This window comes from Bdellovibrionales bacterium (genome assembly GCA_018266295.1).
Taxonomy (GTDB): domain Bacteria; phylum Bdellovibrionota; class Bdellovibrionia; order Bdellovibrionales; family Bdellovibrionaceae; genus JACMRP01.
The window spans coordinates 40,830-64,153 of the sequence record JAFEAQ010000010.1; the positions used below are offsets into that span (position 1 = coordinate 40,830).

Annotated in this window: 22 protein-coding genes; 9 read left to right on the top strand and 13 right to left on the bottom strand. The window is 45.8% G+C overall.

Annotated elements, in window-relative coordinates:
- The first annotated feature begins 1 nt into the window (after nt 1).
- From JSU04_07950 to JSU04_07970, 5 genes are read left to right on the top strand one after another with little or no spacing between them, the layout of a single operon-like run.
- On the top strand, nt 2-2,197 hold the full coding sequence (locus tag JSU04_07950) for an extracellular solute-binding protein (GenBank protein MBS1970225.1): 2,196 nt from the start codon (nt 2-4) through the stop codon (nt 2,195-2,197).
- Complete coding sequence (locus JSU04_07955; GenBank protein MBS1970226.1) at nt 2,194-3,012, top strand: ABC transporter permease subunit; 819 nt, start codon at nt 2,194-2,196, stop codon at nt 3,010-3,012. Before JSU04_07950 ends, JSU04_07955 begins: the two co-directional genes overlap by 4 nt.
- Before the next feature lies 1 nt (nt 3,013).
- Nucleotides 3,014-4,057 (top strand): ABC transporter ATP-binding protein, encoded by a 1,044-nt coding sequence (locus tag JSU04_07960; GenBank protein ID MBS1970227.1) that lies wholly within the window; start codon nt 3,014-3,016, stop codon nt 4,055-4,057.
- Nucleotides 4,058-4,082: 25 nt separating this feature from the next.
- The gene (locus JSU04_07965) at nt 4,083-5,513 is read left to right on the top strand and encodes an alpha-amylase family protein (protein MBS1970228.1); all 1,431 of its coding nucleotides are present in this window, start codon (nt 4,083-4,085) and stop codon (nt 5,511-5,513) included.
- On the top strand, nt 5,510-6,469 hold the full coding sequence (locus JSU04_07970) for an ROK family protein (protein MBS1970229.1): 960 nt from the start codon (nt 5,510-5,512) through the stop codon (nt 6,467-6,469). Before JSU04_07965 ends, JSU04_07970 begins: the two co-directional genes overlap by 4 nt.
- On the opposite strand, the gene JSU04_07975 is transcribed toward JSU04_07970, so the two are convergent.
- The 5 genes from JSU04_07975 to JSU04_07995 all read right to left on the bottom strand — a co-directional run bounded on the left by JSU04_07975 (nt 6,466) and on the right by JSU04_07995 (nt 12,097).
- Complete coding sequence (locus tag JSU04_07975; protein MBS1970230.1) at nt 6,466-7,479, bottom strand: ABC transporter substrate-binding protein; 1,014 nt, start codon at nt 7,477-7,479, stop codon at nt 6,466-6,468. The two genes, JSU04_07970 and JSU04_07975, sit on opposite strands and share 4 nt — an antisense overlap.
- Nucleotides 7,480-7,576: 97 nt before the next feature.
- Nucleotides 7,577-8,023, bottom strand: coding sequence for a hypothetical protein (locus tag JSU04_07980; GenBank protein ID MBS1970231.1), 447 nt, complete (start codon nt 8,021-8,023; stop codon nt 7,577-7,579).
- A gap of 115 nt (nt 8,024-8,138) precedes the next feature.
- Complete coding sequence (locus JSU04_07985) at nt 8,139-9,698, bottom strand: MBL fold metallo-hydrolase (GenBank protein MBS1970232.1); 1,560 nt, start codon at nt 9,696-9,698, stop codon at nt 8,139-8,141.
- A 70-nt stretch (nt 9,699-9,768) separates the two neighbouring features.
- Nucleotides 9,769-11,475, bottom strand: a complete 1,707-nt coding sequence (locus tag JSU04_07990) for a hypothetical protein (GenBank protein MBS1970233.1) — start codon at nt 11,473-11,475, stop codon at nt 9,769-9,771.
- A gap of 10 nt (nt 11,476-11,485) precedes the next feature.
- Complete coding sequence (locus JSU04_07995) at nt 11,486-12,097, bottom strand: N-acetyltransferase (GenBank protein MBS1970234.1); 612 nt, start codon at nt 12,095-12,097, stop codon at nt 11,486-11,488.
- A 141-nt stretch (nt 12,098-12,238) separates the two neighbouring features.
- On the opposite strand from JSU04_07995, the gene JSU04_08000 reads away from it, so the two are divergent.
- Nucleotides 12,239-13,699: a hypothetical protein gene (locus JSU04_08000; protein MBS1970235.1), complete on the top strand. Its 1,461-nt coding sequence runs from the start codon at nt 12,239-12,241 to the stop codon at nt 13,697-13,699.
- Here the strand turns inward: JSU04_08000 and JSU04_08005 are convergent.
- The 3 genes from JSU04_08005 to JSU04_08015 form a co-directional block, all read right to left on the bottom strand.
- Entirely contained in the window at nt 13,696-14,406 is a 711-nt protein-coding gene (locus tag JSU04_08005; GenBank protein MBS1970236.1) for a glycosyltransferase family 2 protein, read from the bottom strand. The two genes, JSU04_08000 and JSU04_08005, sit on opposite strands and share 4 nt — an antisense overlap.
- A gap of 209 nt (nt 14,407-14,615) precedes the next feature.
- A complete protein-coding gene (locus JSU04_08010; protein MBS1970237.1) occupies nt 14,616-14,894 on the bottom strand; it encodes a hypothetical protein in 279 nt (92 codons plus the stop codon).
- A 146-nt stretch (nt 14,895-15,040) separates the two neighbouring features.
- Complete coding sequence (locus JSU04_08015) at nt 15,041-16,042, bottom strand: HD domain-containing protein (GenBank protein ID MBS1970238.1); 1,002 nt, start codon at nt 16,040-16,042, stop codon at nt 15,041-15,043.
- A gap of 189 nt (nt 16,043-16,231) precedes the next feature.
- Here JSU04_08015 and JSU04_08020 point away from each other — a divergent pair, with 189 nt between their 5' ends.
- The 3 genes from JSU04_08020 to JSU04_08030 are packed head-to-tail and all read left to right on the top strand — an operon-like array spanning nt 16,232 to nt 17,523.
- Nucleotides 16,232-16,867: a hypothetical protein gene (locus JSU04_08020; GenBank protein MBS1970239.1), complete on the top strand. Its 636-nt coding sequence runs from the start codon at nt 16,232-16,234 to the stop codon at nt 16,865-16,867.
- Nucleotides 16,868-16,879: 12 nt separating this feature from the next.
- Complete coding sequence (locus JSU04_08025; GenBank protein MBS1970240.1) at nt 16,880-17,149, top strand: heavy-metal-associated domain-containing protein; 270 nt, start codon at nt 16,880-16,882, stop codon at nt 17,147-17,149.
- Nucleotides 17,150-17,151: 2 nt separating this feature from the next.
- Complete coding sequence (locus tag JSU04_08030) at nt 17,152-17,523, top strand: hypothetical protein (protein MBS1970241.1); 372 nt, start codon at nt 17,152-17,154, stop codon at nt 17,521-17,523.
- A 73-nt stretch (nt 17,524-17,596) separates the two neighbouring features.
- Here the strand turns inward: JSU04_08030 and JSU04_08035 are convergent, their stop codons facing one another.
- From JSU04_08035 to JSU04_08055, 5 genes are read right to left on the bottom strand one after another with little or no spacing between them, the layout of a single operon-like run.
- On the bottom strand, nt 17,597-18,613 hold the full coding sequence (locus JSU04_08035; protein ID MBS1970242.1) for a VWA domain-containing protein: 1,017 nt from the start codon (nt 18,611-18,613) through the stop codon (nt 17,597-17,599).
- A 33-nt stretch (nt 18,614-18,646) separates the two neighbouring features.
- Nucleotides 18,647-20,257, bottom strand: a complete 1,611-nt coding sequence (locus JSU04_08040; protein ID MBS1970243.1) for a hypothetical protein — start codon at nt 20,255-20,257, stop codon at nt 18,647-18,649.
- Nucleotides 20,254-20,997: an outer membrane beta-barrel domain-containing protein gene (locus JSU04_08045; protein MBS1970244.1), complete on the bottom strand. Its 744-nt coding sequence runs from the start codon at nt 20,995-20,997 to the stop codon at nt 20,254-20,256. The genes JSU04_08040 and JSU04_08045 overlap by 4 nt, the downstream gene beginning before the upstream one ends.
- Nucleotides 20,997-22,184, bottom strand: coding sequence for a hypothetical protein (locus JSU04_08050; protein ID MBS1970245.1), 1,188 nt, complete (start codon nt 22,182-22,184; stop codon nt 20,997-20,999). The genes JSU04_08045 and JSU04_08050 overlap by 1 nt, the downstream gene beginning before the upstream one ends.
- 1 nt (nt 22,185) lies before the next feature.
- Complete coding sequence (locus JSU04_08055; protein ID MBS1970246.1) at nt 22,186-23,319, bottom strand: AgmX/PglI C-terminal domain-containing protein; 1,134 nt, start codon at nt 23,317-23,319, stop codon at nt 22,186-22,188.
- Between the last annotated feature and the right edge of the window lie 5 nt (nt 23,320-23,324).

The following is a 23,324-nucleotide window of genomic DNA, read 5'->3' on the forward strand; positions in this document are numbered from 1 at the left end:
GATGATCATATTAGCTCTGGGACTCTTCACAGGGTCGCTGAGTGCGGCACTTCCAACGCGCATTCAACTCTGGCATCAGATGATTTATTCGCATCGCCAGGTTCTCAGCGAAGCTTTACGCCAATTCGAAAAAGAGAATCCGGACATCTTGATCCGTGAAACATATCGTGAAACCGAAGAGCTCCGCTCCAGCTATCAAGCCGCCGCCATGGGTAATAGCGGGCCTGAGCTTGTTTTTGGCCCAAGTGATCAGATCGGCCCTTTTGCGGCGATGGGGATCATTCAACCCCTCGACGGAGTTTTAGAAAAAGAATATCTTGCTCAGTACGATCCGCTTGCGATTCCGCTTTTCCAAAACCATAATTACATGCTTGGCGGCACGATCGGAAATCACCTGATGCTTCTTTACAATAAGAAGCTCATGCAAACACCGCCTCAGAACACTGATGAGCTGATCGCCATGGGCCAGAAGCTAACAGTTGATAAAGACGGCGACGGCAAGATCGACCAGTTCGGTTTGGTCTTTAATTATACAGAGCCATTCTTCTTTGCGCCGTTTATCCCCGCTTTTGGCGAAGGTTTTATGACCGAGGATTTTAAGCCGCGCTTGAATCAACCGGGGCTCGCGAAAACCTTCCAGTTCATTCTTGATCTCAGGGATAAATACAAAATCATTCCTAAAGAGTGCGACTATGAAACCGCCAACGCTCTTTTTAAGCAAAACAAGGCGGCAATGCTGATTAACGGTGACTGGTCTTGGGGTGATTACAAAAGTGCCGGCGTTGACTTTGCAATCGCGCGCATCCCGATGGTCAGCGAAACAAAGAAATGGCCTCACCCTCTTGTCGGAACGGTCGGCTATTCATTGAACGCACACTTTCAAGATGACGCTCATAAAGAAGCTGCAATCCGGGTTTTAAAGTATCTAACCTCAGCGCGTGTGCAGTTGCTATTTACTGAGAAAGTCGGCGTGATGCCGTCTTTGATTGCTCTGAAGGATCACCCCGTGGTGAAAAGCAATCCCCTTCTCCAGGCTTCTGTTGGCATTATGGAAGTGGGTTCCCCGATGCCAGTTGTGCCTGAAGTGCGCGGCGTTTGGGATAGTATGCGCATTCAGTACCAAAAAGTTCTTGCCGGCGCCGAGACTCCAGCTCAGGGTGCTGAAGCCGCCCAAAGCATGGCCGAGTCGCAGATCCAGAGCATGAACGAGGTGGTTCCTCCGGACGCCGGCGCCTGGGTCATCAAAGGCCTTGTCGCCTTTTTGATTTTAACCCTGCTTGTACTTTCGCGCAGATCAGTAAAGAGTTTCATTCAAGGCTTTAGCGGTCCGCAAAGATTTGTATATTTCATGATGCTTCCGGCATTTGTCGGAATTTTTGCGGTGATCGTCTATCCGTTTTTCTATAATATCGCAATTTCGTTTTCAAACTTTAGTCTTCGCACTTTCCAAGACTGGTCCATCATTGGCTTTCACAACTACTGGGGTGCGATCACAGATCCGAAGCTCTATTCGCTTTTACTTAAAACCATCATCTGGACCGTAGTGAATGTGTTTTTCCATGTGAGCATCGGCGTATTCCTGGCTGTTATCATCAATCAAGTGATGCCGGCAAAAGCCATCTGGCGCACGATCTTGATCATCCCGTGGGCGATCCCGCAATATATTACAGCGCTGACTTGGCGTGGGATGTTTAACCAAGAGTACGGACCGATTAATATTTTTCTGCAAAAGTTCTTGCACCTTTCTCCGATCCAGTGGCTCAGCCAACCGTTCACGGCTTTTACCGCGTGTATTATTACAAACGTGTGGCTTGGCTTCCCGTTTATGATGATTGTCGCTCTTGGTGGCTTGCAATCCATTCCGCAGTCTTTGTATGAGGCCGCCTATCTTGATAAAGCCAATGCTTGGCAAAGATTCCGCCATATTACCTTGCCTCTCTTAGCTCCTGTGATGATTCCAGCAGCTCTCTTGGGTTCAATCTGGACCTTTAACAATTTAAATGTGGTCTGGCTTGTCAGCAATGGGGGCGAACCAGGAGATCAGACTCATATCCTTGTCAGTTATGTTTACAAAGCGGCCTTCAATCTCTACCGCTACGGTTACGCGGCGGCGGTGTCGGTTTTGATTTTCATTTTGCTCGTGCTTTGGAGTTTGGGATCTTTGCGTAGCCAATACAACAAGGAGAAGAAAGTATGATGAAAAAAGTCTTCGCCTGGTTCAGCATTCTTCTTTTTGCTCTATTTTCAATTTACCCCATGCTCTACGTGCTTGCCATCTCACTTCGCGGTGACAATGCTTTTCAAACAGAATCCCTAGAGATCATCACCGAGCATTCGACACTTAAAAACTTTATCTTGCTCTTTACCGAGACCGATTTTCTTCTCTGGATGAGAAACTCGCTGCTGATTTCAGCGGTGACGACGCTGATGGGTGTGGCCTTTGCCTCGACCAGTGCTTATGCGCTGTCTCGCTATAATTTCCGTGGCCGAAACTTAATGCTGTTTTCCCTGCTGGCAAGCCAGATGTTTCCAGCGACCATGCTGATTTTGCCATTTTATATTATCCTTGCGAAGATTCATCTGATTGACAGTTTCTGGGGGCTCTTTCTGATTTACTCTTCGACAGCCCTGCCATTCTGCGTTTGGCAGATGAAGGCCTATTACGACACCATTCCGAAAGAGCTCGAAGAGGCGGCCTTACTTGATGGCTGTTCGCGCTGGATGACGTTCTATAAAATTATTCTCCCGATCTCTTCACCGGCGCTGGTGATTACCGCCCTCTTTAGCTTTATGACAAGCTGGAGCGAATATGTGATTGCGGCGGTCGTGCTTCAAGATCCAGAACTTTATACCTTGCCGTTGGGGCTTAAATCCTTCCAGGCAAGTCTTGCGACCCAATGGGGTCTTTATGCCGCCGGCGCTTTGATTGTGAGCGTTCCGGTTTTAATTTTATTTATCAGCATCTCCCGATATTTGGTTTCAGGGCTCACCATGGGAAGCGTAAAGGGTTAGTATGGCACATATTGAATTTGCAAAAATCGCAAAAAGCTTCGGCAGTAATGAGATTCTTAAGGGAATTGACCTTGAAATCACCTCCGGGGAGTTCCTGGTGCTCGTCGGTCCTTCGGGCTGCGGAAAATCCACTTTACTCAGAACGCTTGCGGGGCTTGAAAATCCAGACTCCGGCGAAATCCGGGTCGATGGCAAGTCTATCAATAAGCAAGAACCTCAGAACCGTGATCTTTCGATGGTTTTTCAGAGCTATGCACTTTATCCGCACATGAATGTCGCTGAGAACATGGGATTTTCCATGCGCCTTCAGAAAAAACCAAAAGCTGAAATCGAAAAACGTGTGACTGAGATCGCTCAGCTTTTGCAAATTGACCACTTACTGGATCGTAAGCCTAAGGAACTCTCTGGCGGTCAGCGCCAACGCGTAGCTTTGGGACGCGCACTGACTCGTCAGACTTCGATTGTACTTTTTGACGAGCCTTTATCGAATCTGGATGCTCATCTTCGCAGCCAAATGCGTGTTGAGATCAAACGCATTCACCAGAAAATTAAAAGCACAATGATCTATGTGACACACGATCAGATGGAAGCCACCACCATGGGCGACCGCATTGCGGTGTTGAAGGATGGCCGTGTCGAGCAAATCGGCACGCCGACTGAGATCTATCACCAGCCAAAGAATCTTTTTGTGGCAAGATTTATCGGCTCACCAGAAATGAATTTCATGGAAGGTGACGTTGTTCGTCGCCTCCCATGGCCCGAGGCGCAAAAACCAGAGCAGATTTTAGGTGTTCGCCCCGAGGCCTTTAAGATCTCTACGGGCCCCCTCGAAAGCGGCGAATTGGAGCTAGGAAGCTTCCAAATCGAGCTTTCAGAAAACCTTGGTGGTCAAACGATGCTTCATGGTTCTCTAGAGGGGCAGAACGTGAAAATTTTAGTCGACTCTTCTATGAGTTTTAAACCCAATGAGAAACTTAAATTAAAGATCGACCTGACAAAGGCCCACGTCTTTGATAAGAAAACAGGACTGAATCAAAGACTTTAAGAAAATACCTAGAGGGGAGGGTTTCATGAAGTTCTTATTTTGCTGTTTTACGATCCTCCTGACTTCACTTCAGGTTTCAGCGGCGCCTCGTACTGTCTTTTTGCAAATGTTTGAATGGCCTTGGAACGACATCGCTCAAGAATGCGAAACCTACTTAGGGCCCGCCGGTTTTTCTGCGGTTCAGGTCTCCCCGCCACACGAAAATATTATTTGGCAAAACAACCCTTGGTGGGAGCGCTACCAGGTTGCAAGTTATAAAATTGAATCCCGCAGTGGTAACGAAAAAGAGTTTGCCAGCATGGTTCGCCGTTGTAAGGCCGCTGGCGTTGATATCTACGTCGATGCGGTGATCAATCACATGACTGGCATTCCTAGTGGCACGGGCATCGCGGGGTCTAAGTTTGATCACTACAACTATCCTGGCCTTTTCAGCTATCAGGACTTTCATCATTGCGGCAGAAATGGCAACGACGACATCGTTAATTTTGATGACCGCTATGAATTGCAATTCTGCGAACTCGTGGATCTTGCGGATCTTGCGACGGAGTCCGATTACGTGCGCGGAAAAATTGCCGAGTACTTAAATCACTTGCTAGATCTTGGCGTTGCCGGGTTCCGTATTGATGCCGCAAAACATATTCCAGCTTCTGATCTTCAGGCGATCTTCTCGCGCTTAAAGAAGAATCCTTACATTTACTCGGAGATCATCTACAGCCCGACGGGTCCTATTCAGTTTAATGAATACACGCCGTTTGGCGATGTCATGGCGTATGCCTACGGCGAGACCATCGCCAACGGCATTCGTTCCCGGAATATGGACACTCTTCGCCATGCCGCTGATGGCTTTCCTGCAAGTGACAAGTCGGTTGTGTTCTTAACCAATCACGATCTTGAACGTGGCAATAGCGTTTTAAGTTATAACGGCTCTGAAAGAAACCTCTACAAGCTTGCTCAGGTCTTTTTGTTGTCTTGGCCTTATGGCTATCCTCACCTCTATACCGGTTACACCTTTAACGATCGCGAGGCCGGGCCGCCTTTGGATCAGAATCTGCACACGAAGTCTGTATTTAACAGTCAGGGCGAATGTCGCGCTCCTTGGACGTGCGAGCACCGTGAGCGCGAAGTGGCGGCGATGGTTCACTTCCGTAACCAAACGGATCGTTCGTTCATCGTTTACAACTGGTGGAGTAACGGCCGCGATGTTCTCGCGTTTAGCCGTGGCAACCAGGGCTTTGTCGCCATTAACTTTGGCAATCAAAACTACACTGCAGATTTCAGTTCGGCTCTTCCTGATGGAACCTATTGCAACGTCTTGGTTGAAAACTACAATATCCGCTCACGCTCTTGCACTGAGGGTTATCAAGTCACCAACGGGCGCGTGCGGATCAGCTTACCTCCACAAACTGCCGTCGTATTGCTTGAAAAAACCGACGTGCGTATAGGTAAAAATAAATGAAGAAGATGACATATACGATCGGCCTGGATCTCGGCGGTACGAAGCTTGCTGCTGCTTTATTAAACCAAAAAGGCGAAATGCTGGATTTTATCAAAGTGCCGGTTGATATGAAGCGCGAAGGTTCTGCGGCGAAGACGCAAAAACGCGTGATCGAACTCATGGCAGATATCTGCGTTGATTTTAAAAACCGCTTCCCGCGGGAAACATCCGGAGCTTCTTTTCGAGGCGTCGGCCTTGCAAGTGCGGGCCCTCTGAACACCGAAGAAGGAAAGCTCGTTCATCCGGTGAACTATCCAGGTTGGAAAGTCGTTCCTATTCGTGATCTTTTAAAAAAAGAACTCCAAGCACGCAAATTTAAGACTTCCGTTTTCTTCCAGCATGATGCCACAGCGGCCGCTCTTGCTGAAGGCTGGGTTGGCGGCGCCAAAGGCATGTCGTCGTTTGCGGTCGTCACCATCGGTACCGGTGTCGGCACGGGCCTTATCTTTAACGGTCGCCCAGGGCAAAGTCGCGGCATGGGTTCGGAGTACGGTCATATTGTTATTGATATTCAGAAACTGATGGCCCACCCGAACCAGATTCACCACTGCACAGTTGAAGGAATTGCTTCGGGCACGGCTCTTCTTCGCCGCGCTAAAGACATGGGTTTTCAAGGAAAGTCCGTCGAAGAACTTGTGATGGCAAAAGATGAGAAGTACCAAGTTCTTTACAAGGACATGGCTTGGGCTCTTGCGAGTCTGTGCTACAATCTTTCAATTGGTTACAACCTCGAGAATATTTTCTTAAGCGGTGGGTTGATTAAAATCCGCGATCTATACCTTAAAGACTTAAAAGCTCATTACAAAAATCTGATCCGTCAGGTGAATCCGGCTTTTGAATGCAAGATTGAAGTTGCTAAGACTAAAAACCATGCCGGCGTCCTCGGTGCGGGCTATTTACCATATTTAGGCGCTTAACGGCGCTTCCAGATGCTAGAATAGGCTTCGCGGAAGCTCACCTTGCTTTCAATGTCTTCACTGGACGAGCGATCCAGAAACTCTTTGGTGATCGCGATCGGCTTTGTCACGAAGCCGCTTTCTTTTTTACCGGCAAAAGCACGATTTAACTCATCCGCCAGCTGCCAGCCTTGCGCAAGTAGCGGCTCAGCCACTGTGACGGCCTGCTGTGAGCCTCCGCCCTTAATACGGCCTATAGCGACGCGTGAGCCATCTCCGGCCGCGATATTCGTAATGTCATTGCGGCCAATTTCTTTCAGCGGAAAATTCATATTATCAAAATAAATATCATTGACAGCCACCGTGTGAGTCCAGGCCTTGCCGAATTGACGATTCAGCCTTACCACGAGCTCAGGAATGCGAAGTTGCGCGCTATTAATCGAGATGTTCTCAACGGAAAGCACGTGGCAGGTCTTACATTTTTTAAGCGTTTCTGTGATTTGCCGAACCTTTTCGTTGGCAATGACGAACTGATTGTCTGAGATGATGACGATGCCTGGTGGTTTGCTACCGACAGTCTGAACAGATTCCGCCGCGAGCTTTGCCACTTCTGAGAGATCCGTTGTGATATTCGCAAAAAGATACTTTGTATGCCCTGGATGCGTGCCTGCGTGCCAGCCAACCAGGAAAGGATGCTTTGAAGGAATCATATCCTCCATCTCCGCGTCAGGCTGAAAGCCACCAAGGACAATGCCGTCGACTCTTGCACGGAGGGATGTCTTTAGGATTTTGTGGAGCTCATTGATGTCCCCGCCACCGTCTTTGACTTCGACTTCCCAGCAAAGTTCGCGAATGGCTTCCATGAAGCCACTTTTTACGCCGAGGACTCCGCCGTTTCTAAGATCGCTTGCAATAAAAATGATTTTCTTGCCGGTTTGGGCTTTCGGACCTGAATGCGGGCCGTCCCACGAATAGGCTTGAAGAGCGAAAAGACAGCCAAGAATCACCATTAGAAACTTTGACCTGCCCATGAATATCCGCCTTCCTCGAAATAGGCTAAGCAGATTATTTGAAAATATCAAATTTCTTTACGGAAAGAAGATGTTTGGTCCAGTGAACAAACAAAGTTTATAAAAGCTCCGTGTCCGTGTACTCAAGTAAAAGCTCCGCATCATTGGGAACACGTCCTTGAGCTAAGTCCTCGATGACATCACGTACAATGAAGGTGTCCATAACGAAAGCTTTAGTGTTAAAAAGGACGCCGCCGATGTTTTTACGCTGCCAAGGTGACCAGAATTCTGGATAGCACTTAAGCTTCTCGGCAATCGTTTCAGCAAACTCGCCGACCGTGATCCCCTCTTTTGCCGCCGTCACTTTGATGAGTTTTTCTTGAGCGGGACTGAGCTTTTCGCAGTAGAGAGTGAGGTTCTTTTTCTCTTCTCGGCGTTCTTTGTTGGTCTCTGTCAGGCGATGATTAACTTGGGCAATGTAAGCCGCAGAAAACTCAGCCGCCGTGAGCGCATGAGCTTGGTTCATCATGAACAGTGTCGCGAGTGCAAAGAGAGTCTTTTTCATAGCAAGAGTCCTTTTCCTAAAAAAGGCATCTTATGCGATTTGGCTGCAGAAATCCAAACCCGCCCCGGGAGCGTGAAGAAATGGCAGGAGTGTCTAAGGGTTGGACGGCTTCCCGCTACTTAATGCACTTGGCGTTTAACGTGGAAGCATTCAATGTACACTTCCCACCATTAGTAAGATCGAACTTCCAGCCATGCTTGGGGCAGACCCAATAGCGATCATCTTCACTCCAGCCGGCGGAAAGATCTGCGTTTTGGTGAGGGCAATAATGGGCTATTTCATATGTTTTCCCACCGACATCGACCTTCAGCCTAGCCATATTCTTTTGCATACTTTCCCATTTCGCACAGAAAGCTGGAAGATCCTGACTATCCACAAAAACGAAAGCATTTAATAATGTTTTATATTCATCGGGCTGACGATCAATTTGGACTCTAAATGTGAGTGAGAAGTCCTCCCAGTTCATTTTACGATCCAACAATCGACGTATCTGTCGGGGCTGAGCAAGCACACGATAATATGGCGGGTTTAATAAATAGGTCTCTACAAGATCCACACTGCCCTTTTGAAAATCGACTCTTACTATTTTTTCAGAGAAATCAATGAGACCAAAATAAAAAGGTAAATTCAGATCGGCACGCATCGGAAAAAGATCTAGCTTTGCCTGCAATTCTTTCTGTAAATCAATGAGAGTCCTAAGCAAATCTACTTTTTCATTTTCTACCTTCATTGCAGCAAAGTCATTCACATAGTCATTGGAATACTTCGCAAGGTATTCACGGACACTACTCTCTTGAGCACGATCTACACTGCGATCTTCAAGTATCGCACCAGAGGAAATATTCAAAACATCGCCCGGCTGCAGCCCTATCCAACGTGGACAATTCTCACGAAGCTCCGAGGTAAGGTAGTCCTTAAAAACTTCACTTCTTGGAAAAATATTTTCCTCTTCAAAATTGAGATGAAAAAGATCCGGGTCCAAAAAACAAGCTGGCCCAGCAGAAGGGATATAAATCTTTGGATTTAATATCTGAATCGCACGCATCAGCGTCTTAAATTTACTATGCTTTTTATTTCGCGAGATCTCTCGATAACGCTCTACTGTATATTGATAGCATGTGGGGTGCCAAGTAGCCCCTGAAAACTGTGCCGTGAATACGTCGATTGAACCATACTCACGCAGTATTTCCGGAAGTTTATCGTATATTTTGCAGTCGTTTAAATTGAGAAAAGTTTCTTTACCAGATGACACAAGGATAGCGGAATCCCGATCGAGCTCGGCATCTTCAACATAGATGCGAATACTTCCATTCTGAAGGGAGTAAGTCCCCCCATCTGTAACTTCCGTGATTTTTTCAAAACCTAGGTTACCGAGATCATCTCGAAGGCTTTTTCTCCGAAACTTTGGTATTAGAACTTCAATATTCTCTTTTTTTAGCCTTCTGAGAAATTCAGGATCATAGTGATCTTTATGCTCGTGACTAATATAGAGATAGATAGGTTTCTTCGCATTGAAGACTTTATCTTGCAACCAAGAAGCCATGTGATGATTTCGAGGGTACTGAAACCAGGCCATATCATAAGCGCCTGAGCTTGAGACCCAGGGATCCATTATGACTAACCAATCCGCTGACTCTGCTAAAAAACCCGAGTGTCCAAGCGATCTAATTTCCATAATTCATATATTATATAGCTCTTTTCGTTTGTCACGGGCAGGACGTCTGGCTGGACCACTGAATACGAACCTAAGGAAGCATCAGAACGACGTAGGCATTGTTTTCGGCGATGACCTTAATCCAAGGCTGCTTTACCAGCTCTTTGAGCCAAGAGGTTAACTTACCGCACGCCGGATTGCCTAAAAGAATAAGCTTGTTAACGATGATAACTTCATAGCGATGCATTTTCATATAGTTATAAAGCATCTCTGAGTTTGTCATGAGTGGTGTCGCCTCAAAAGCCGTAGACTCACCTTCGCACCCCAAACGACCCAAAAATGGCTCTTTAGAGAATTTTTCCTGAACTTCTTTGTTATAATTCGTGTACGCCAAATATCCCGAAGTGATTTTCTTATTATGAAAAATCTGCTGAAAATTTTGAGATGGATCTTGAGCCCATGCTGTCGGAACTTGAACTACGATGGTTTCGTTTGGCATATTTCGAACTTGCTCAAGAGCAGCCATCGGAAAAACCTCGAGGTACTTGAGAGTTGGAAAAAACCACATCTGATTCAATAATGGTCCCGTAAAAATTGCCCAAGCTACCAATATCCAAGAAAAACATTTTTTCCACTTTCCTTCTTTAGATTGCTCTAAGAACAGAAAGACCGAAAAAATAAGACACATGTTAGTGACTAACAAAAGGCGCCCTGGTGTTCTGGTAATTCTGAACGGAAATGAATGCAAAAGTTCTGAATTAAAATCAAGATACGCTAGAACTTCATTATTAAAACGAAGTTCAGGCCCCAATGAGATGATAAAGTAAAATATCGAAACACCCAACAGACAGACACGAAAAGAGTCTTTCCAGAACTGTCGTTTGCACAAAGAAAAAATAAAAATAATTAAGATTAATGGATCAAAATAGTTCTGTCTTTCGAGCGATAGCTTTGGAAGATCACTCCACCACTGGTACAATAAACTTGTATCAAAAGGAATTAATGGACTTAACAAATCTAAATTGTATGCCCTTCTGTCAGAATCAACCAAGACAGGGCCATTTTTCAAAGAATAGGCAATCATCGGCCACCAGAAGACTAAGAAAATTCCAAGCGAAACCGCAACGCCGGCTGTAAGATACAGAAGTATTTTCCTATTGAGTTTGCTTCTTTGCTCCCACAATTTATAAATAACAAGAATAAGTGCAAAGATGCTTAACATTGGAATATTATGAAAAGTTCCTACAAAACTTAGACCTAGAAGGACGCCACCGACTAAGATAGTTCTAAAACGGCTTATGTCTAAATTTAGAGCTGCATACAGAATGAATTGAATGCCCCAGATCGAAGAAAGCAATGTCATATGTTGATGGGTTCTCGCAACATAAAACCCACACCACCAGACAAACAGAATGTATGCAAGCTGCCTCACCGGCGACTTTATGAAGACCGTTGCAACAAGCCATGCCCCCAGCAGGATGAGCCATATTTGAAACAACGTGAATAAATGAAACTGAAGAATCGTTCCTGCTTTGCCAAAGGCGCAAGTCAGCGCAAAAGGAAACGGGCTATCATATGTTCCTGACATGTCAGCACCGAAAGGCGCTAAAAACTGATCTGAATGAAAGTTTCCGGTAAGAACATGGCCACAATACCACTGAGCTATTGTCGCGTGAGAAGTGGGATCACCGTATCCACCCGCTACATTTTCCTTCCAGTTCCAGAGAGGAAATGTATGAATAAAACCCGCAAGCAAAACTACAAATAGAACGACAACACTCTTATTGGGGGTTTTCATGGATTCAAAATTAGCCGTTCGCGACTGACTTCATATTGGTTTGTAAAATAACTTGCCTTGCAAGAGCTAAAATATGAGGTTCCAAATTGCGCTCACAGCAGTCTTGAATAACGTTATCTACCCAAGAAATCAGCGGAAGCGTTTTATCGCCGCAGGCACATATTCTATGGCTCAAGTCCGCAGGAACACCGGTAACAAGACAGAAAGGCGGAATATCTTTAGTCACAATAGCACCTGCCCCAACCATCGCAAATGAGCCGATTCGAACGCCACAACGGATAATCGCGCCAGCACCGATGGAACAGCAATCTTCTAGAACAGTTGGAACTACTTCCCAGCTTTTACGGCCGATGCGAGGATGTTGATCATTGGTAAAAACAACCGCGGGTCCTACAAAACACCACCGAGAGATCTCAACACCGTTATAAATATTCACGCTATTTTGGATCCTAGAGCCTTCACCGATGGAGACATTAGCATCGACATAGACGTCCTTCGCAATAGACACGTGACTTCCAATTGATGCCCCTTTTCGTACATGCGAAAAATGCCAAACCTTAGTATCTTCACCAATGTTTGCTCCAGGCTCTACAATGGCTGTCGGATGCACGAAAGAACTCATAGGTCCTCCTTGGTACCCACATTATCTCATAATCATCTCTAAAAAGAGAGGTCTAGAATAGACCTTTCAAGACCTAAGACCTCAAGAACCCAGTTTGACCTAGTACATTTGCCTCTGTAGCCTAAGTGAAAAGGGGGCTTCTTGATATATCTAGCAATAGTTTTGCTCTTGGTTGTTCCAATTTTACGCTTCGGTTATCACTTTGGAGACCTCGACCACGTGATTCTTAGTCTTCGTGGTATTGCTAATGCAAACCCATCCGCCTTCGTGAATGACTGGTTCGTACATCAAGCACCTCAACCCCACTGGCACTTTGATTTATTCACACAGTGGGGCGAATCCCTCGGGTTACTTCGTGAATTTTATTTCGCCTATTGGCTTGCAACAATGGCCGTGTTTTTGGTAGCCGTTTTTCGAATCTGCCGACATTTAGGAATAGAAAAATTTCTCCCCCTAGCTATTTTACTGCTAGTCTTGGAGCCACTACACCTTCTCGGTACGATTCCTTTGGTTGGATCTTGGGCACTTCCTCATTTTCTCGGGGGTGCGCTAGGACTACTTGCTTGCAGTCTCTGGCTTGAAAAAAAGAATATCTGGCTCTGGATCATAGTACCATTAACAAGTTTGATTCATACTCAGCACGGCGCCTTGGTATCTCTAATCATTATCATTGGCAGCCTTCCTCAATTCAAAGATCGCTACTCTACAATCCTCTTAGGAATGCTGAATCTAGTAATCGTATTTGTCGCAGCTAAAATGCGTGGCCTTACTGAAGATGGCGGAATTTTTGTCCAAATGTGCCGAGACTACATCCAAGGGCATTGTTTTGCCCCTGCTTGGCCTTCTGAACTTTTCATTCCAATGATTCCACTAGGAGTGGCTTTAATAATTTTTGGCGTTAGATTTTGGAAAAAGCCAAGCGATTCACTTGCAGCCATAATCCTTGTTTCTTCCTCCATCGCTTTTTTCGGAACACTTGCAGATTACTTAGATATTCCATTTTTCGCAGACCTTTACAGAAGATATTTCATGCACAGAATGACCGGGTATGCGATGTGTTTTTCGCTGATCGGATTTATTCAAGTTTTCCTAACAAGAGAGGAAAACAAATTACAGGTTTGGGCATTTAGATCCTTTATGGCCATTGCCTTAATCGGAATATTTGTAGCGCCATCATCCGTTTTCAGAGAAGAAACCGGCCTCATGGACTCTGCAAAGACAATCCCTATGATGGAAGATATAGGACAAAAACTGAGAATACTTATCCCTTCAGGGGAAACCATTGTCGCTGATCCTCTGATTGTTTGGCTTCGTCATGCCTCTAGAAGAGCCGTGATTACTGATATAAAGGCCCTTCCCTACCAAGCTGACACATTTAAGGAATGGAAATTACGCTTTGACGATTTAGGTGGATACGATTTTAAAAAACTCCCATACGAGAGTCTTCTACAGGTCATGAAAAAATATAACTCTCACTTCGTACTGTTAAGTATGAATGATCCAAAATACCCAAAAGCGGTACAATTAATGAAGCCCCTTATGCAAATTGGAAATGAAATGGTCGTTTTCACTCTCGAAGAGAAAGCCTTATCGCAGAACTAAAGGCGCTGCCAAAACTGAACAACTTGACGTAAGCTCTTATAACCATCTTTAAGAATAGATATTTTTGAATTTCTAATTTCGGGTCTGAGGTCCACCGGCATCTCAGACACTCGCCCTTTTCTTTCGCAGAAATAAACTATTTCAACAGTCACAAAATAGTCATCAGAATGAAGCTTTTCGACAACTGAAACCTGATCACCCCTCAGAAAAAGGGTTCCTTGAGTATCTTTGGTTCTAATTTTCAGTACAATCAATCGAGTGAGTTCAAAGATCATCGACCCCAAACGGCGCTTCCAATTTCTTTGAACCTTAGATTTCGGGTGACGTTTACTGCCAATAAAAAGAAGATTCTCTTTCCATGCGTCCTGCCCTAACCCAATAAAAGATTCAAGATCACTAAATCCAAATGGCAAATCCGATGCGGTTAACACAACCCAGCTGTCGCTGCCAATATTCATCTTTTGGAGTTCGCTCAGACCCCGTCTATAAGCAACTCCCATCCCTTTCTCACTGTTGTGAAAACTTTTAACCCACGAATATTTTTTCGAGAGGTCTTGAGCAATTTCCCATGTCTTATCACCACTGCCATTCACAAGCAAAAAAACTTCGGACCCTGGATATCTTTGAACCAATAACTCAAGCTCGCGGACGGTTTCTTCCAAAACCAATTCTTCATTGTAAGCAGCAATCAGATAGTAAAACTTCATTAAGGTTCCATAAGAAATCGAGTTGATTACTTTTATTCTTTATGGAATTGAAGAAAAAAACAAGATTATTGCTATTCACTCGTTTTCCTAAACACCTCTTCAAGACTGAATCAGCCGTTGGAATATCAGGATTGTTCGATAACTAGACTAGCTACTAAAAAAGAGGGAGCACACAGCTCCCTCTTTCATTTTCAATTCAAATTCACGAACTAGTGCCCGCGTTGGGTGCCGTCGGCTTGGCAGGCGATGCCGCAGCGGTGGAAGCCGCCCTTGAAGCAGTATTTTGCGACGGCGTCGTAGCCGATGGGGCATTCACGGCCTTCAACACAATAGCCGTTGGCAGGTGTTGGACCTTCTTTATTGCCTGGACATGGCTCCGCAAAACCGCCTCTGCCTGGACCGAGGGGCTCAAGAACATAAGCTGTCTCTGCTGCGAAAGCGCTGCCTGCAAAAGCTAACATCAATGTTGTGATGATAAATTTTTTCATAGGACTCTCCTCCTTGTTGTTGGTTTTCATGTAGTTCTGGTTTTAAAACTCAGAAAAACCAACATCATGTGAAGAATCGATGACGTGACGGCTGACAGACGGCATGTTGCCGCCAGAAACAACAGAAACAAGATTGTGACGAAAACTTATACTTGGCCTTTGAGCTTCTTTTGCAAGTGAGTCTGATGAATCACTTTCTTCAAAGCAAGGAATGCTGGCTTGTTGTAAGGCTGCCCCATCGTATTTTCGATGTAAGCAATCGCCTCTTCCGGAGTGCGCTGAGTTCCCTCTTTCCCAGCCTCGTACATCAAATCTACAAAGCAATCCGCCACCGCAACGATTCGCGCGAGAGGATTGATTTTGATATCACGAATACGACGAGGAAAACCAAGACCCAAAGCATTTTCGTGATGTTCCAGCACGATCGCTAAAACATCCGAAGGGATTTCTTTAATATCGCGAAGAATCTCAACTCCACGCAAAGTGTGAGACTCGTAGTAAGTCACTTCAGCCTCTGTCCATTGCAAGCGAGGCTTTGAAAGAATTTCCGCTGGGATTTCCTTTAGACCAATATCATGCAAGTACGCACCCATCACGACCTTCTCCAGCGTGCTCTTCATCGTGATATCCATCTGCTCACAAATGAGCAGCGCCACCACAGAGGTCGCCAAAGAATGGCTGACAAGATCCCCAGGAAGCTTACTAAAAACATCCAAGAATTTATCAAAGTCTTTAATCTGAGCCACGGTCTCTTGCACAAATCCCACGATCTGTTTGCAGCGGTCATAGGATCCCACATACAGATCTTTCTTCGTAAGCTCCGAGATCGTCGACTCTGCAACCCCTTTCAGCAGGTTCATTTTCAAGTTCATGCTCACGCCATCATTCTTCAGCGTCTTTTCAATCAAAGAGACGTTGAAACTCACAACATTGGCGTAATCCTCTTCGCGCACGAAAAGGTCGACATTTTTATCTTGCATGAGATGCAGACTTGAAAGATTCCCGGTGTCAGCTTTTTTACCGACTAGGATAAATTGCCCTGAGGGCAACCGAGTAAATACTTCAGAAGGCAAAGGCAGGCCGTCAGTAAATAGCTCTTTACTAACGCGAATCATCTTATGTTCAGGAATACTCACGCCTTTACTCATAAATGACTTATCGGTGAGTCTTGAGTTTTGCTTCATTTTATTTTGCGAACATGAGCCTCCTTTCGCGCTCTATCTCAAAACGAGACTCCATAAACTCGACTCTCATCTAGCCCTGTTCCCCTGATTTCTTCACGAGCCCTGTCACAAACCCCAAAGCCGCTCCCTATAAGTCTTTGAAGGAGTTCTTGTATGCGGTTGTGGTCCTTATCAGCTCTATTCCTGATTTTTAGCTTCGAAGCCCATGCTCACCCTGTGGCTTACAAAGATGCCTTTGGCGTCATGTCGTATAATAGCCAAGAGGCCAATGAGCTGATGCTCACCTATTCCTTCACCCCGCATGTGGCGGCGGCTATGACCTATCTGCGCGAGGCAAAATCCGAGTTCTACATTCCTCGGGCTAACTTTCTGCTTCAGCGCTGGAACAATGAAGGATCTCAAGGAAATATCTACCTCAGCGGCGGCTACGGAGCCGAGAAATACAACTCGAAAAATTATGATACGGCACTCGCTGAACTCATTGCCGACTGGGAAAGCCGGCAATATTTGGTGGCCGTTGAAGAGCAATACTTCCACCGAAGTAATAAAGACAATCCCCTGCTCAGCAAAGAAGACTTTAGCAAATCAAAACTGCGTTTGGGTTTCGCCCCTTTCTTGGCGGACTATAATGACCTCAATGTTTGGTACATCGCCGAGTTCAGCAGCAATAACGAAAACCCACAGATTCAAACGACCCAGTACTTTCGCTTTTACATGAAGAATGTTCTTTGGGAAGTGGGCGCTGGCTTTGACGGCAGCCTTGCATTTAACTTTATGCTTCACCTCTAACTAGGAGATTTTATGAGATATATTTTATTTGCCTTAAGTCTTTCTTTAACTTCTGCAGCCTTTGCAAGTGAAGTTAAAGTAGGTGTTAAAGGAATGGTTTGTGCGTTTTGCGCGCAGGGAATTGAAAAGAAATTCAAAGCGCAAGAGGAAGTAGATTCCATCAACGTGAGTTTAGAAAACAAATTCATCACTATTAAATACAAAGATGGAAAAACCCTCCCCCAAGAAAAGATCACTCAACTCTTGAAAGACTCCGGCTACGAAGCCGTGTTTGAAAAGTAGTTATGACAAAGATCAAAGACTCGTTCTTAAACTACATCACGCTGTTTGGCTCGATGAGCACGCTGATCTGCTGCGCCCTTCCCTCACTGCTTGTGAGCCTCGGGATGGGTGCCGTGATGGCAGGCCTTGCGAGCAATGTTCCGGGGCTGATTTGGATTTCCGAGCACAAGCCAGGGGTCTTCCTATTCGCAGCCACCATGCTCGCCGTGAACGGACTTCTGCTGTGGCGGAATCGCAATGCCCCCTGCCCGATCGACCCAGCCCTGCGCGAAGCTTGCATTTCGGGTCGAAAATTCAGTGCACGGATCTACTTCCTAAGCCTCGCTGTTTTTGCTACCGGGTTTTTCTTCGCCTACATCGCCCCATCAATATAAAAAAACCCGCCTTTTTCAAGACGGGTTTCGATTTAAATTGCGCGCAATATTAACTAATCTTACGAATTCAAGACTAGTCGTACTTAGCAGCTGTGTAGGAAACCTTCACGCGGCTGCCGCTCGGCTGAGAGCTCCAGTTGATTTTTGAGCCCAAGATAATAGCATTTCTCTTAGGATCGAAAGACCAACCTGTCTCGAAGTTCTCTGGCAATTCCGCATTTCCGTAGAACACGTGAATGCTATCAAGCGCCGGAGCACGATCAAGGTAAATGATATTTCCGACTTTATCCACGATGTCTTTGGCCATATTCGCCAAACGAGTCCCGTAATCTGGATCGCAAATATTCATGACGTTGTTCTTATTGTTTTGAACCATCCCCAAGAAGCTTTCAATTCTCAGCGGAGTTCTCATGTCGTCACGATCACAGTTCATCGTATCGTTGGTTGGAACGATCACCCCGTAAGCCAAGATCTTGCTGGCATTACCTTGTTTCAGGTTCAGCAAGAAATTGTAAAGGCTTTGCGGAGAAGCGTTGTCACTTTGATCTTCAGCATCCGTCAGGAAGATCACTACCAAAGAAGCATCTTGACGATAGAAACCGTTGTTCCAGCCAGTCAAATTTGGCGGAGTCAAAGCTGTTACTACAGGATCAAAACTTGCCTCCACCGCAGAACCATCCGTCCCCACAAGGAAATTGCTTGCAAGAATGCTGTCTGCATTTGGAGTGTTCTTATTTACAACACGCGTATTACCAACGAGCTGACCACAGCAAGGCTTACGAGCGCCCCAGCTGCTTCCAGTCATATCCGTCGTTACGATACCGATATTGTAATCAAGAACTGAAGACTTCGTGAAAGTCGAAGTAAACTTTGTCACGTTCGTTGACAAGTTTCTTTGATGCGTCTGCATACTTCCCGAGTTATCGACAACGAAAAGAATATCCACTTTCGGGTCAAAAACCTGAGTATTGTCCTGAATCACTTTTTCTTCTGGCGCCACAGGCGTCAGGTAACCTTTTGGAGTATCTGGAGAGCAAGATGTCGCAACAACTGCCAACAAACCCGCTCCTAGAAGATATCTTAATTCCATGTTTCCCCTCTTTTACTGCATCTTCGGCAGCGACTATCTCTTAACAGTACAAGCTTTTTTAACGTCGACGCGATAGTTACTGAGTTCGTCGAACCAAACTTCTTCTTCGGCTGGGAACTTCATAGCATCCGCTGTGCCTTTATAGCCAGTAACGCCTTTTTTCTCGTCATTGCCTTTGGCATTCTTAGCGATCTTTTCAGCCAAAGAAACTTGCTGAATCACTTCCGCTTCTACGATGTGAAGCTTACGAAGGATTTCTTTTGTTTCTGTGACTTCTTCTTTCGCCAATTCTTTTACGCGAGAATATGCAGACGTTTTCGCCATTTGCGCACGTTGCATCGTATTTTGCTTCAATTTCTCGAAGCTGCCTTGAAGACCTGTTAACGCCAAAGACTTCGCATAGAGTTTCTCAGCCACTTGAGCTTCGTCTTCGAGGTGTTTTTGCGCTTGAGCAAACTGATAAAGTCTTTCGTCATGAGCTAAACGACGCGGAAGAACCTGAGCCGTCTTGCCAAGATCTTGAACTTCAATCTTCTTACCTTTCAAGAGCGCAATGGCCTTATCAACTTCAGGAGTTGCAGGTGTTACCACCATTGCTTCCAAAGTCTTTGTTCTTTCTTTGAAACGTTTTGGGAAGACTTGAAGTGTTTCAGTCACACCTGAGTAATCACAAACTTTCAATTGAGACAAAGAACGAACGAAGTAAGCTTCAGGGCTCACTTGATAGTTCAAGTTGTTTGTCACCAAAGACTGACTCACTGCCATGGCATTATTTGGCTCACCTTTACGAATGTAAGCCCAACCCATTTCTTCTTGCGCTTCAGTCCAGTAATCAGAATTTTTAGCAACTTTCTCGTAGTACTTCACAGAGGCATCAAAGTAACCGTTCTGGAAGAGCAAACGAGCTGCTGTAATCTGCATAAGGTCTTTGCTTACAGGAGCATAGGTCGACTTCATGAGGTTTGCTAAAAGTTTCGCCGCTTGATCCGCTTGATCATTCAATGAGTAAGCGATCACAAGCTGCCAATCGATCTGAGCTTTTTCTTTGCTGTTTGCAGGCGCTTGAGCAGAAAGCTTTTTCAATTGATCTACGTTTTTAGTTGTCGCCATCGCTTCAACGGTCTTCACACGAAGTTCCATTGGCTCGCCGAAAACAACTTCCCAAGCCGGTTGCCACTGAACTTGAGCTAAATCCCAAGCAAAGTGATCGACAGGAGCAATCTTCTGCCATTCTTCGCGAAGAGTGGTATTGATCTCTTTTGGATTTGACGCCATGAAAAGAGTCTGAATACCCGTCACTGGAAGACCGGCTTGGAACTGCACATAACCCATCAAAGCGCGACCGTTTGATGATTTTTGGAAAGCAGTTCCTTCAAACGCGTTCGGGAATTGCAAAACAGCTTTATCCCATTCACCGTTTTCCAAATATCTGAGGAAAATACTTTGCTCAGAATTTGCCGTACCGATGGCTTTCTTCATCGATTGAGCCAAAGGCGTCGTTCTCGCAGCAATTGCAGGAGCCGTTTTAGCCGCCTTTGTCGCCTGGGAACCCTGATCCAAGATGCTTTCCAAGTCATCCGCGGCATGAGCCACATGGACGAGGGATACTGAGATCCCTAGAACTGCTAAGTGTTTTAATTTCATAGCAACCATCCCATTTGTACTGAAGCTACTGCGAGATCCATTTTCTTTTCAGTATCAAAATACTTCGCAGTGTAATTTTGGTAGCGCATTTCAACACGCGTAGAGAAGTGTTGGTTTACCCAGAAACCAAGACCCGCACCACCTGTCATGCTTGGTGCAGAACCAGAGTACAATTGTACCTGGCCGTAACCGCCGACGAGGTAGAAGTCAAAGTGAGCAATCCCTTTATCAAAAAGGTTCAGCTTACCGTAGATTGGTGAGTAGTTCACCAAAGCCATCATTTCAGACTTTTGGTAATCCATTTCTGGAAAAGCCTGAGTCGGGTTCGCTGGATTCTTTTGATATTCAGCATAAGCCTTATCAACCATCGCTTCACCTTCCGGAGTCAGATTGTTAAAGCTGTAGTTGTACTTTGCACCAATCGCCCAACGAGGGTTGAAGTGGAACATAGCATTGAGGCCGAGACTTTTTGTACGTGAGTAAGTATCACCACCGAAAGTTCCAGAGAACTCAGGCGCAATCTCAACACGTTTGTTCAAATCAACGGTTCTGTTTTGAACGATACTAACATTTTGTTCTGGCTCAAGAGCTTTCGCTTTTTCCAAGAAGATCTTGTTGCCGCCCAAAGAGTCAAATTCAGCATCAGTGCTTTCAGTTTTGTTTTCTGTCTTTGGAGCTTCGTTCGCAGCCATTGCAGAAACAGCGAAAATCATAGTCAACGCGAGGATAATGCTTTTCATTATTGACCTCCTTTAAGGGCCATCGGATTTACCGGAGGAGCTGAAGTCACATTCAAATCCAATTTAAAGTTATAAGTCTTAAAGCCAGTTGTATCTTGGCTGTCTTGGTTCTTACCCACCACTTGTGCCGTGATGGAGTAGGTGCCCGGAGTGACTGTGAAGTCCGGAGTCCAAGAGAACGTGCAGAACTGACGAGTCACGTTCACGCCGCTGCAGTTGATAGTGGCACCGTTTGGCACACCAGAGAACGTCGGCGCTGCTACGAACAGCTCATCTTTTGGATCGAAGATCATGAATTGGAATTCCTTCTTCACACCCATTGGAACTTCCAAAGGAGCAAACCAAGTGCTTTGCAAATCAGCCAATGACGTCACAACGTTGACTGTCACGTCTGTCGGCGCACTTGCTTGCTGGAAGCGAGAAATTGCCTTCAAAGTGAAGCCATAACGGTCACGTGACTTCGTGAGCTCGGCACCGCTCAAATCGATTTGCAAGTTGATATTGAACTCGTTGTTACCGAGGGACAAAATCTGAGTGATCGTCACGTACTGAGAAATATTACCGTAACCCACGATCGGAAGGATCAAAAGGTTCGGGTATGAATTCACACCGCTGCCCGCATCTTTATCGCGAACTTTTACGGTGATGTTCATCATGTCGCCTTCGCGCATGCTTGCAGAAGTCTTAGATACAGAGAAAACCTCCGGAGCATTCAGGACTTTGCCGATACGAAGGTCCACTTTGAAATCTGAAGTCAATACTTTGCCGTTTGGTTTATTACCAACAACACGCACTTTCAATGCACGAGACTCTTCCAAACCATTGTCACCGCTCACAGTGCCCAAAGCCGGAGTCCAAGAGAACTTGCCAGTGCTTGCATTGTAGCTAGCCCCAGGGAAGTCCGACATATTGTCGATGTAAATCACCGGAGAGTAGCCTGCTTCCAAGATACGTGCCGACATAGTGAACTCACCAGCAACACCTTCACGGAATTTATAGAAATCCACAGTGTCCAAACGAACCGCATTGCTGTCCGTTGGCTTTGGCGATTCCGGCAAAGTTGGCTTTTGTTGAGCATTTTTGAATGCTTCATCTTTGTCCGCCAAAGGATCCTGTTTCCAAGAGCCACATCCTGAAAGGGTGGCAACAACTAATAGTGCGCTTAAAATATATTGAGTGTTTTTCATATTAACCCTGACCTGCCCTTCTTAGAACAAACGGATACGTTACTTTTACATCCACGCCACCTTGAGGGAGCGGGAACTGCCAAGTTTTAAGTCTCATCACAATGCAATCTTCGATGGCTTTTGAGTTCATTGTCGTGCTGTCAACATTCGCCGCTTTCACCGCGCCGTTGCCGCCGATAGTGAATGCGACCGCCACACGACCATTCAAGTTTGGATCAGCTTGCAAACCCTGCTCGTAGCAGAAGCGCACTTGACCCAAGTTTCTATTGATAACTGCTGCGATCGCATCACGATCAAGACCTGTTGCCACGGTGGCTTCTTGAGCCAAAGCCATAGAACTTGTGCCTGCAGAACCGATGAGGCTTAGCTTTCCGTAACCAGCCTGACCGCCGCCTTTACCTTTCGTGCCGTAACCGCCGGCACCCTGGATATTGCCGCCAACACCCACTGGTGCTGCCACAACACCTTTACCGTAAAGAGACGTCTGAACACCGCCGCTGCCTTGAGTGCCGCCAAGACCTGGACCCGCACTTGTATTCACAGCACCCAAATCCACACCGCCTTTTTGCTTTCCTTTAGAAAGGCTCCCCAAAACTGCCAAAGCACCCATACGTTTCAACGTATTTGTTGTCTTCACAGTCTTAGTTGGCACCGTCTCCGTTGGACGAGCGTCTTGGATTTTTTGCATCTCCACCTTTGGTTTCGGTGGATTCATTTTGATGATTTTAACAACCTCTTGCTTGAGGTTTTGTTCCATCTTCTCAGTCATTGTCGGCAAAGTGCGAACAAAGGACATGAAAAGAACTGTCAAAAGCAACATGCTTGCAAGGATCATGTACCAGCGGCGTTCGCTCTCTTGCTCACGCTCTTGGTCTTTCAAAGTTGCGCCAACTTCTTCAACAAGCTTCAGATGTCCGAGCTTGCCAACCAAGAAAGGCTTGCTTTGAAGGTCCTGCATACTGACGTTCCCCAAAGACTCAAAAGGAATCTTCTTCTTCGCCAAGTGCGCTGTTGTTGGAACTACTTCAAGGCGACGAGTGTCACCACGACGAATCACTTCGCCGGCTTCCCCGTTCCAGTTGAAGGCTCTAAGAACCGTTCCATTGTGGTCTTCCAATACCAGTCGTTTTTCCATGGATT

Coding starts and splice junctions, on each gene's coding strand:
- JSU04_07950 (MBS1970225.1), top strand. CDS start 2: ATGATCATATTAGCTCTGGGACTCTTCACAGGGTCGCTGAGTGCGGCA.
- JSU04_07955 (MBS1970226.1), top strand. CDS start 2,194: ATGATGAAAAAAGTCTTCGCCTGGTTCAGCATTCTTCTTTTTGCTCTA.
- JSU04_07960 (MBS1970227.1), top strand. CDS start 3,014: ATGGCACATATTGAATTTGCAAAAATCGCAAAAAGCTTCGGCAGTAAT.
- JSU04_07965 (MBS1970228.1), top strand. CDS start 4,083: ATGAAGTTCTTATTTTGCTGTTTTACGATCCTCCTGACTTCACTTCAG.
- JSU04_07970 (MBS1970229.1), top strand. CDS start 5,510: ATGAAGAAGATGACATATACGATCGGCCTGGATCTCGGCGGTACGAAG.
- JSU04_07975 (MBS1970230.1), bottom strand. CDS start 7,479: ATGGGCAGGTCAAAGTTTCTAATGGTGATTCTTGGCTGTCTTTTCGCT.
- JSU04_07980 (MBS1970231.1), bottom strand. CDS start 8,023: ATGAAAAAGACTCTCTTTGCACTCGCGACACTGTTCATGATGAACCAA.
- JSU04_07985 (MBS1970232.1), bottom strand. CDS start 9,698: ATGGAAATTAGATCGCTTGGACACTCGGGTTTTTTAGCAGAGTCAGCG.
- JSU04_07990 (MBS1970233.1), bottom strand. CDS start 11,475: ATGAAAACCCCCAATAAGAGTGTTGTCGTTCTATTTGTAGTTTTGCTT.
- JSU04_07995 (MBS1970234.1), bottom strand. CDS start 12,097: ATGAGTTCTTTCGTGCATCCGACAGCCATTGTAGAGCCTGGAGCAAAC.
- JSU04_08005 (MBS1970236.1), bottom strand. CDS start 14,406: ATGAAGTTTTACTATCTGATTGCTGCTTACAATGAAGAATTGGTTTTG.
- JSU04_08010 (MBS1970237.1), bottom strand. CDS start 14,894: ATGAAAAAATTTATCATCACAACATTGATGTTAGCTTTTGCAGGCAGC.
- JSU04_08015 (MBS1970238.1), bottom strand. CDS start 16,042: ATGAGTAAAGGCGTGAGTATTCCTGAACATAAGATGATTCGCGTTAGT.
- JSU04_08020 (MBS1970239.1), top strand. CDS start 16,232: ATGCGGTTGTGGTCCTTATCAGCTCTATTCCTGATTTTTAGCTTCGAA.
- JSU04_08025 (MBS1970240.1), top strand. CDS start 16,880: ATGAGATATATTTTATTTGCCTTAAGTCTTTCTTTAACTTCTGCAGCC.
- JSU04_08030 (MBS1970241.1), top strand. CDS start 17,152: ATGACAAAGATCAAAGACTCGTTCTTAAACTACATCACGCTGTTTGGC.
- JSU04_08035 (MBS1970242.1), bottom strand. CDS start 18,613: ATGGAATTAAGATATCTTCTAGGAGCGGGTTTGTTGGCAGTTGTTGCG.
- JSU04_08040 (MBS1970243.1), bottom strand. CDS start 20,257: ATGAAATTAAAACACTTAGCAGTTCTAGGGATCTCAGTATCCCTCGTC.
- JSU04_08045 (MBS1970244.1), bottom strand. CDS start 20,997: ATGAAAAGCATTATCCTCGCGTTGACTATGATTTTCGCTGTTTCTGCA.
- JSU04_08050 (MBS1970245.1), bottom strand. CDS start 22,184: ATGAAAAACACTCAATATATTTTAAGCGCACTATTAGTTGTTGCCACC.
- JSU04_08055 (MBS1970246.1), bottom strand. CDS start 23,319: ATGGAAAAACGACTGGTATTGGAAGACCACAATGGAACGGTTCTTAGA.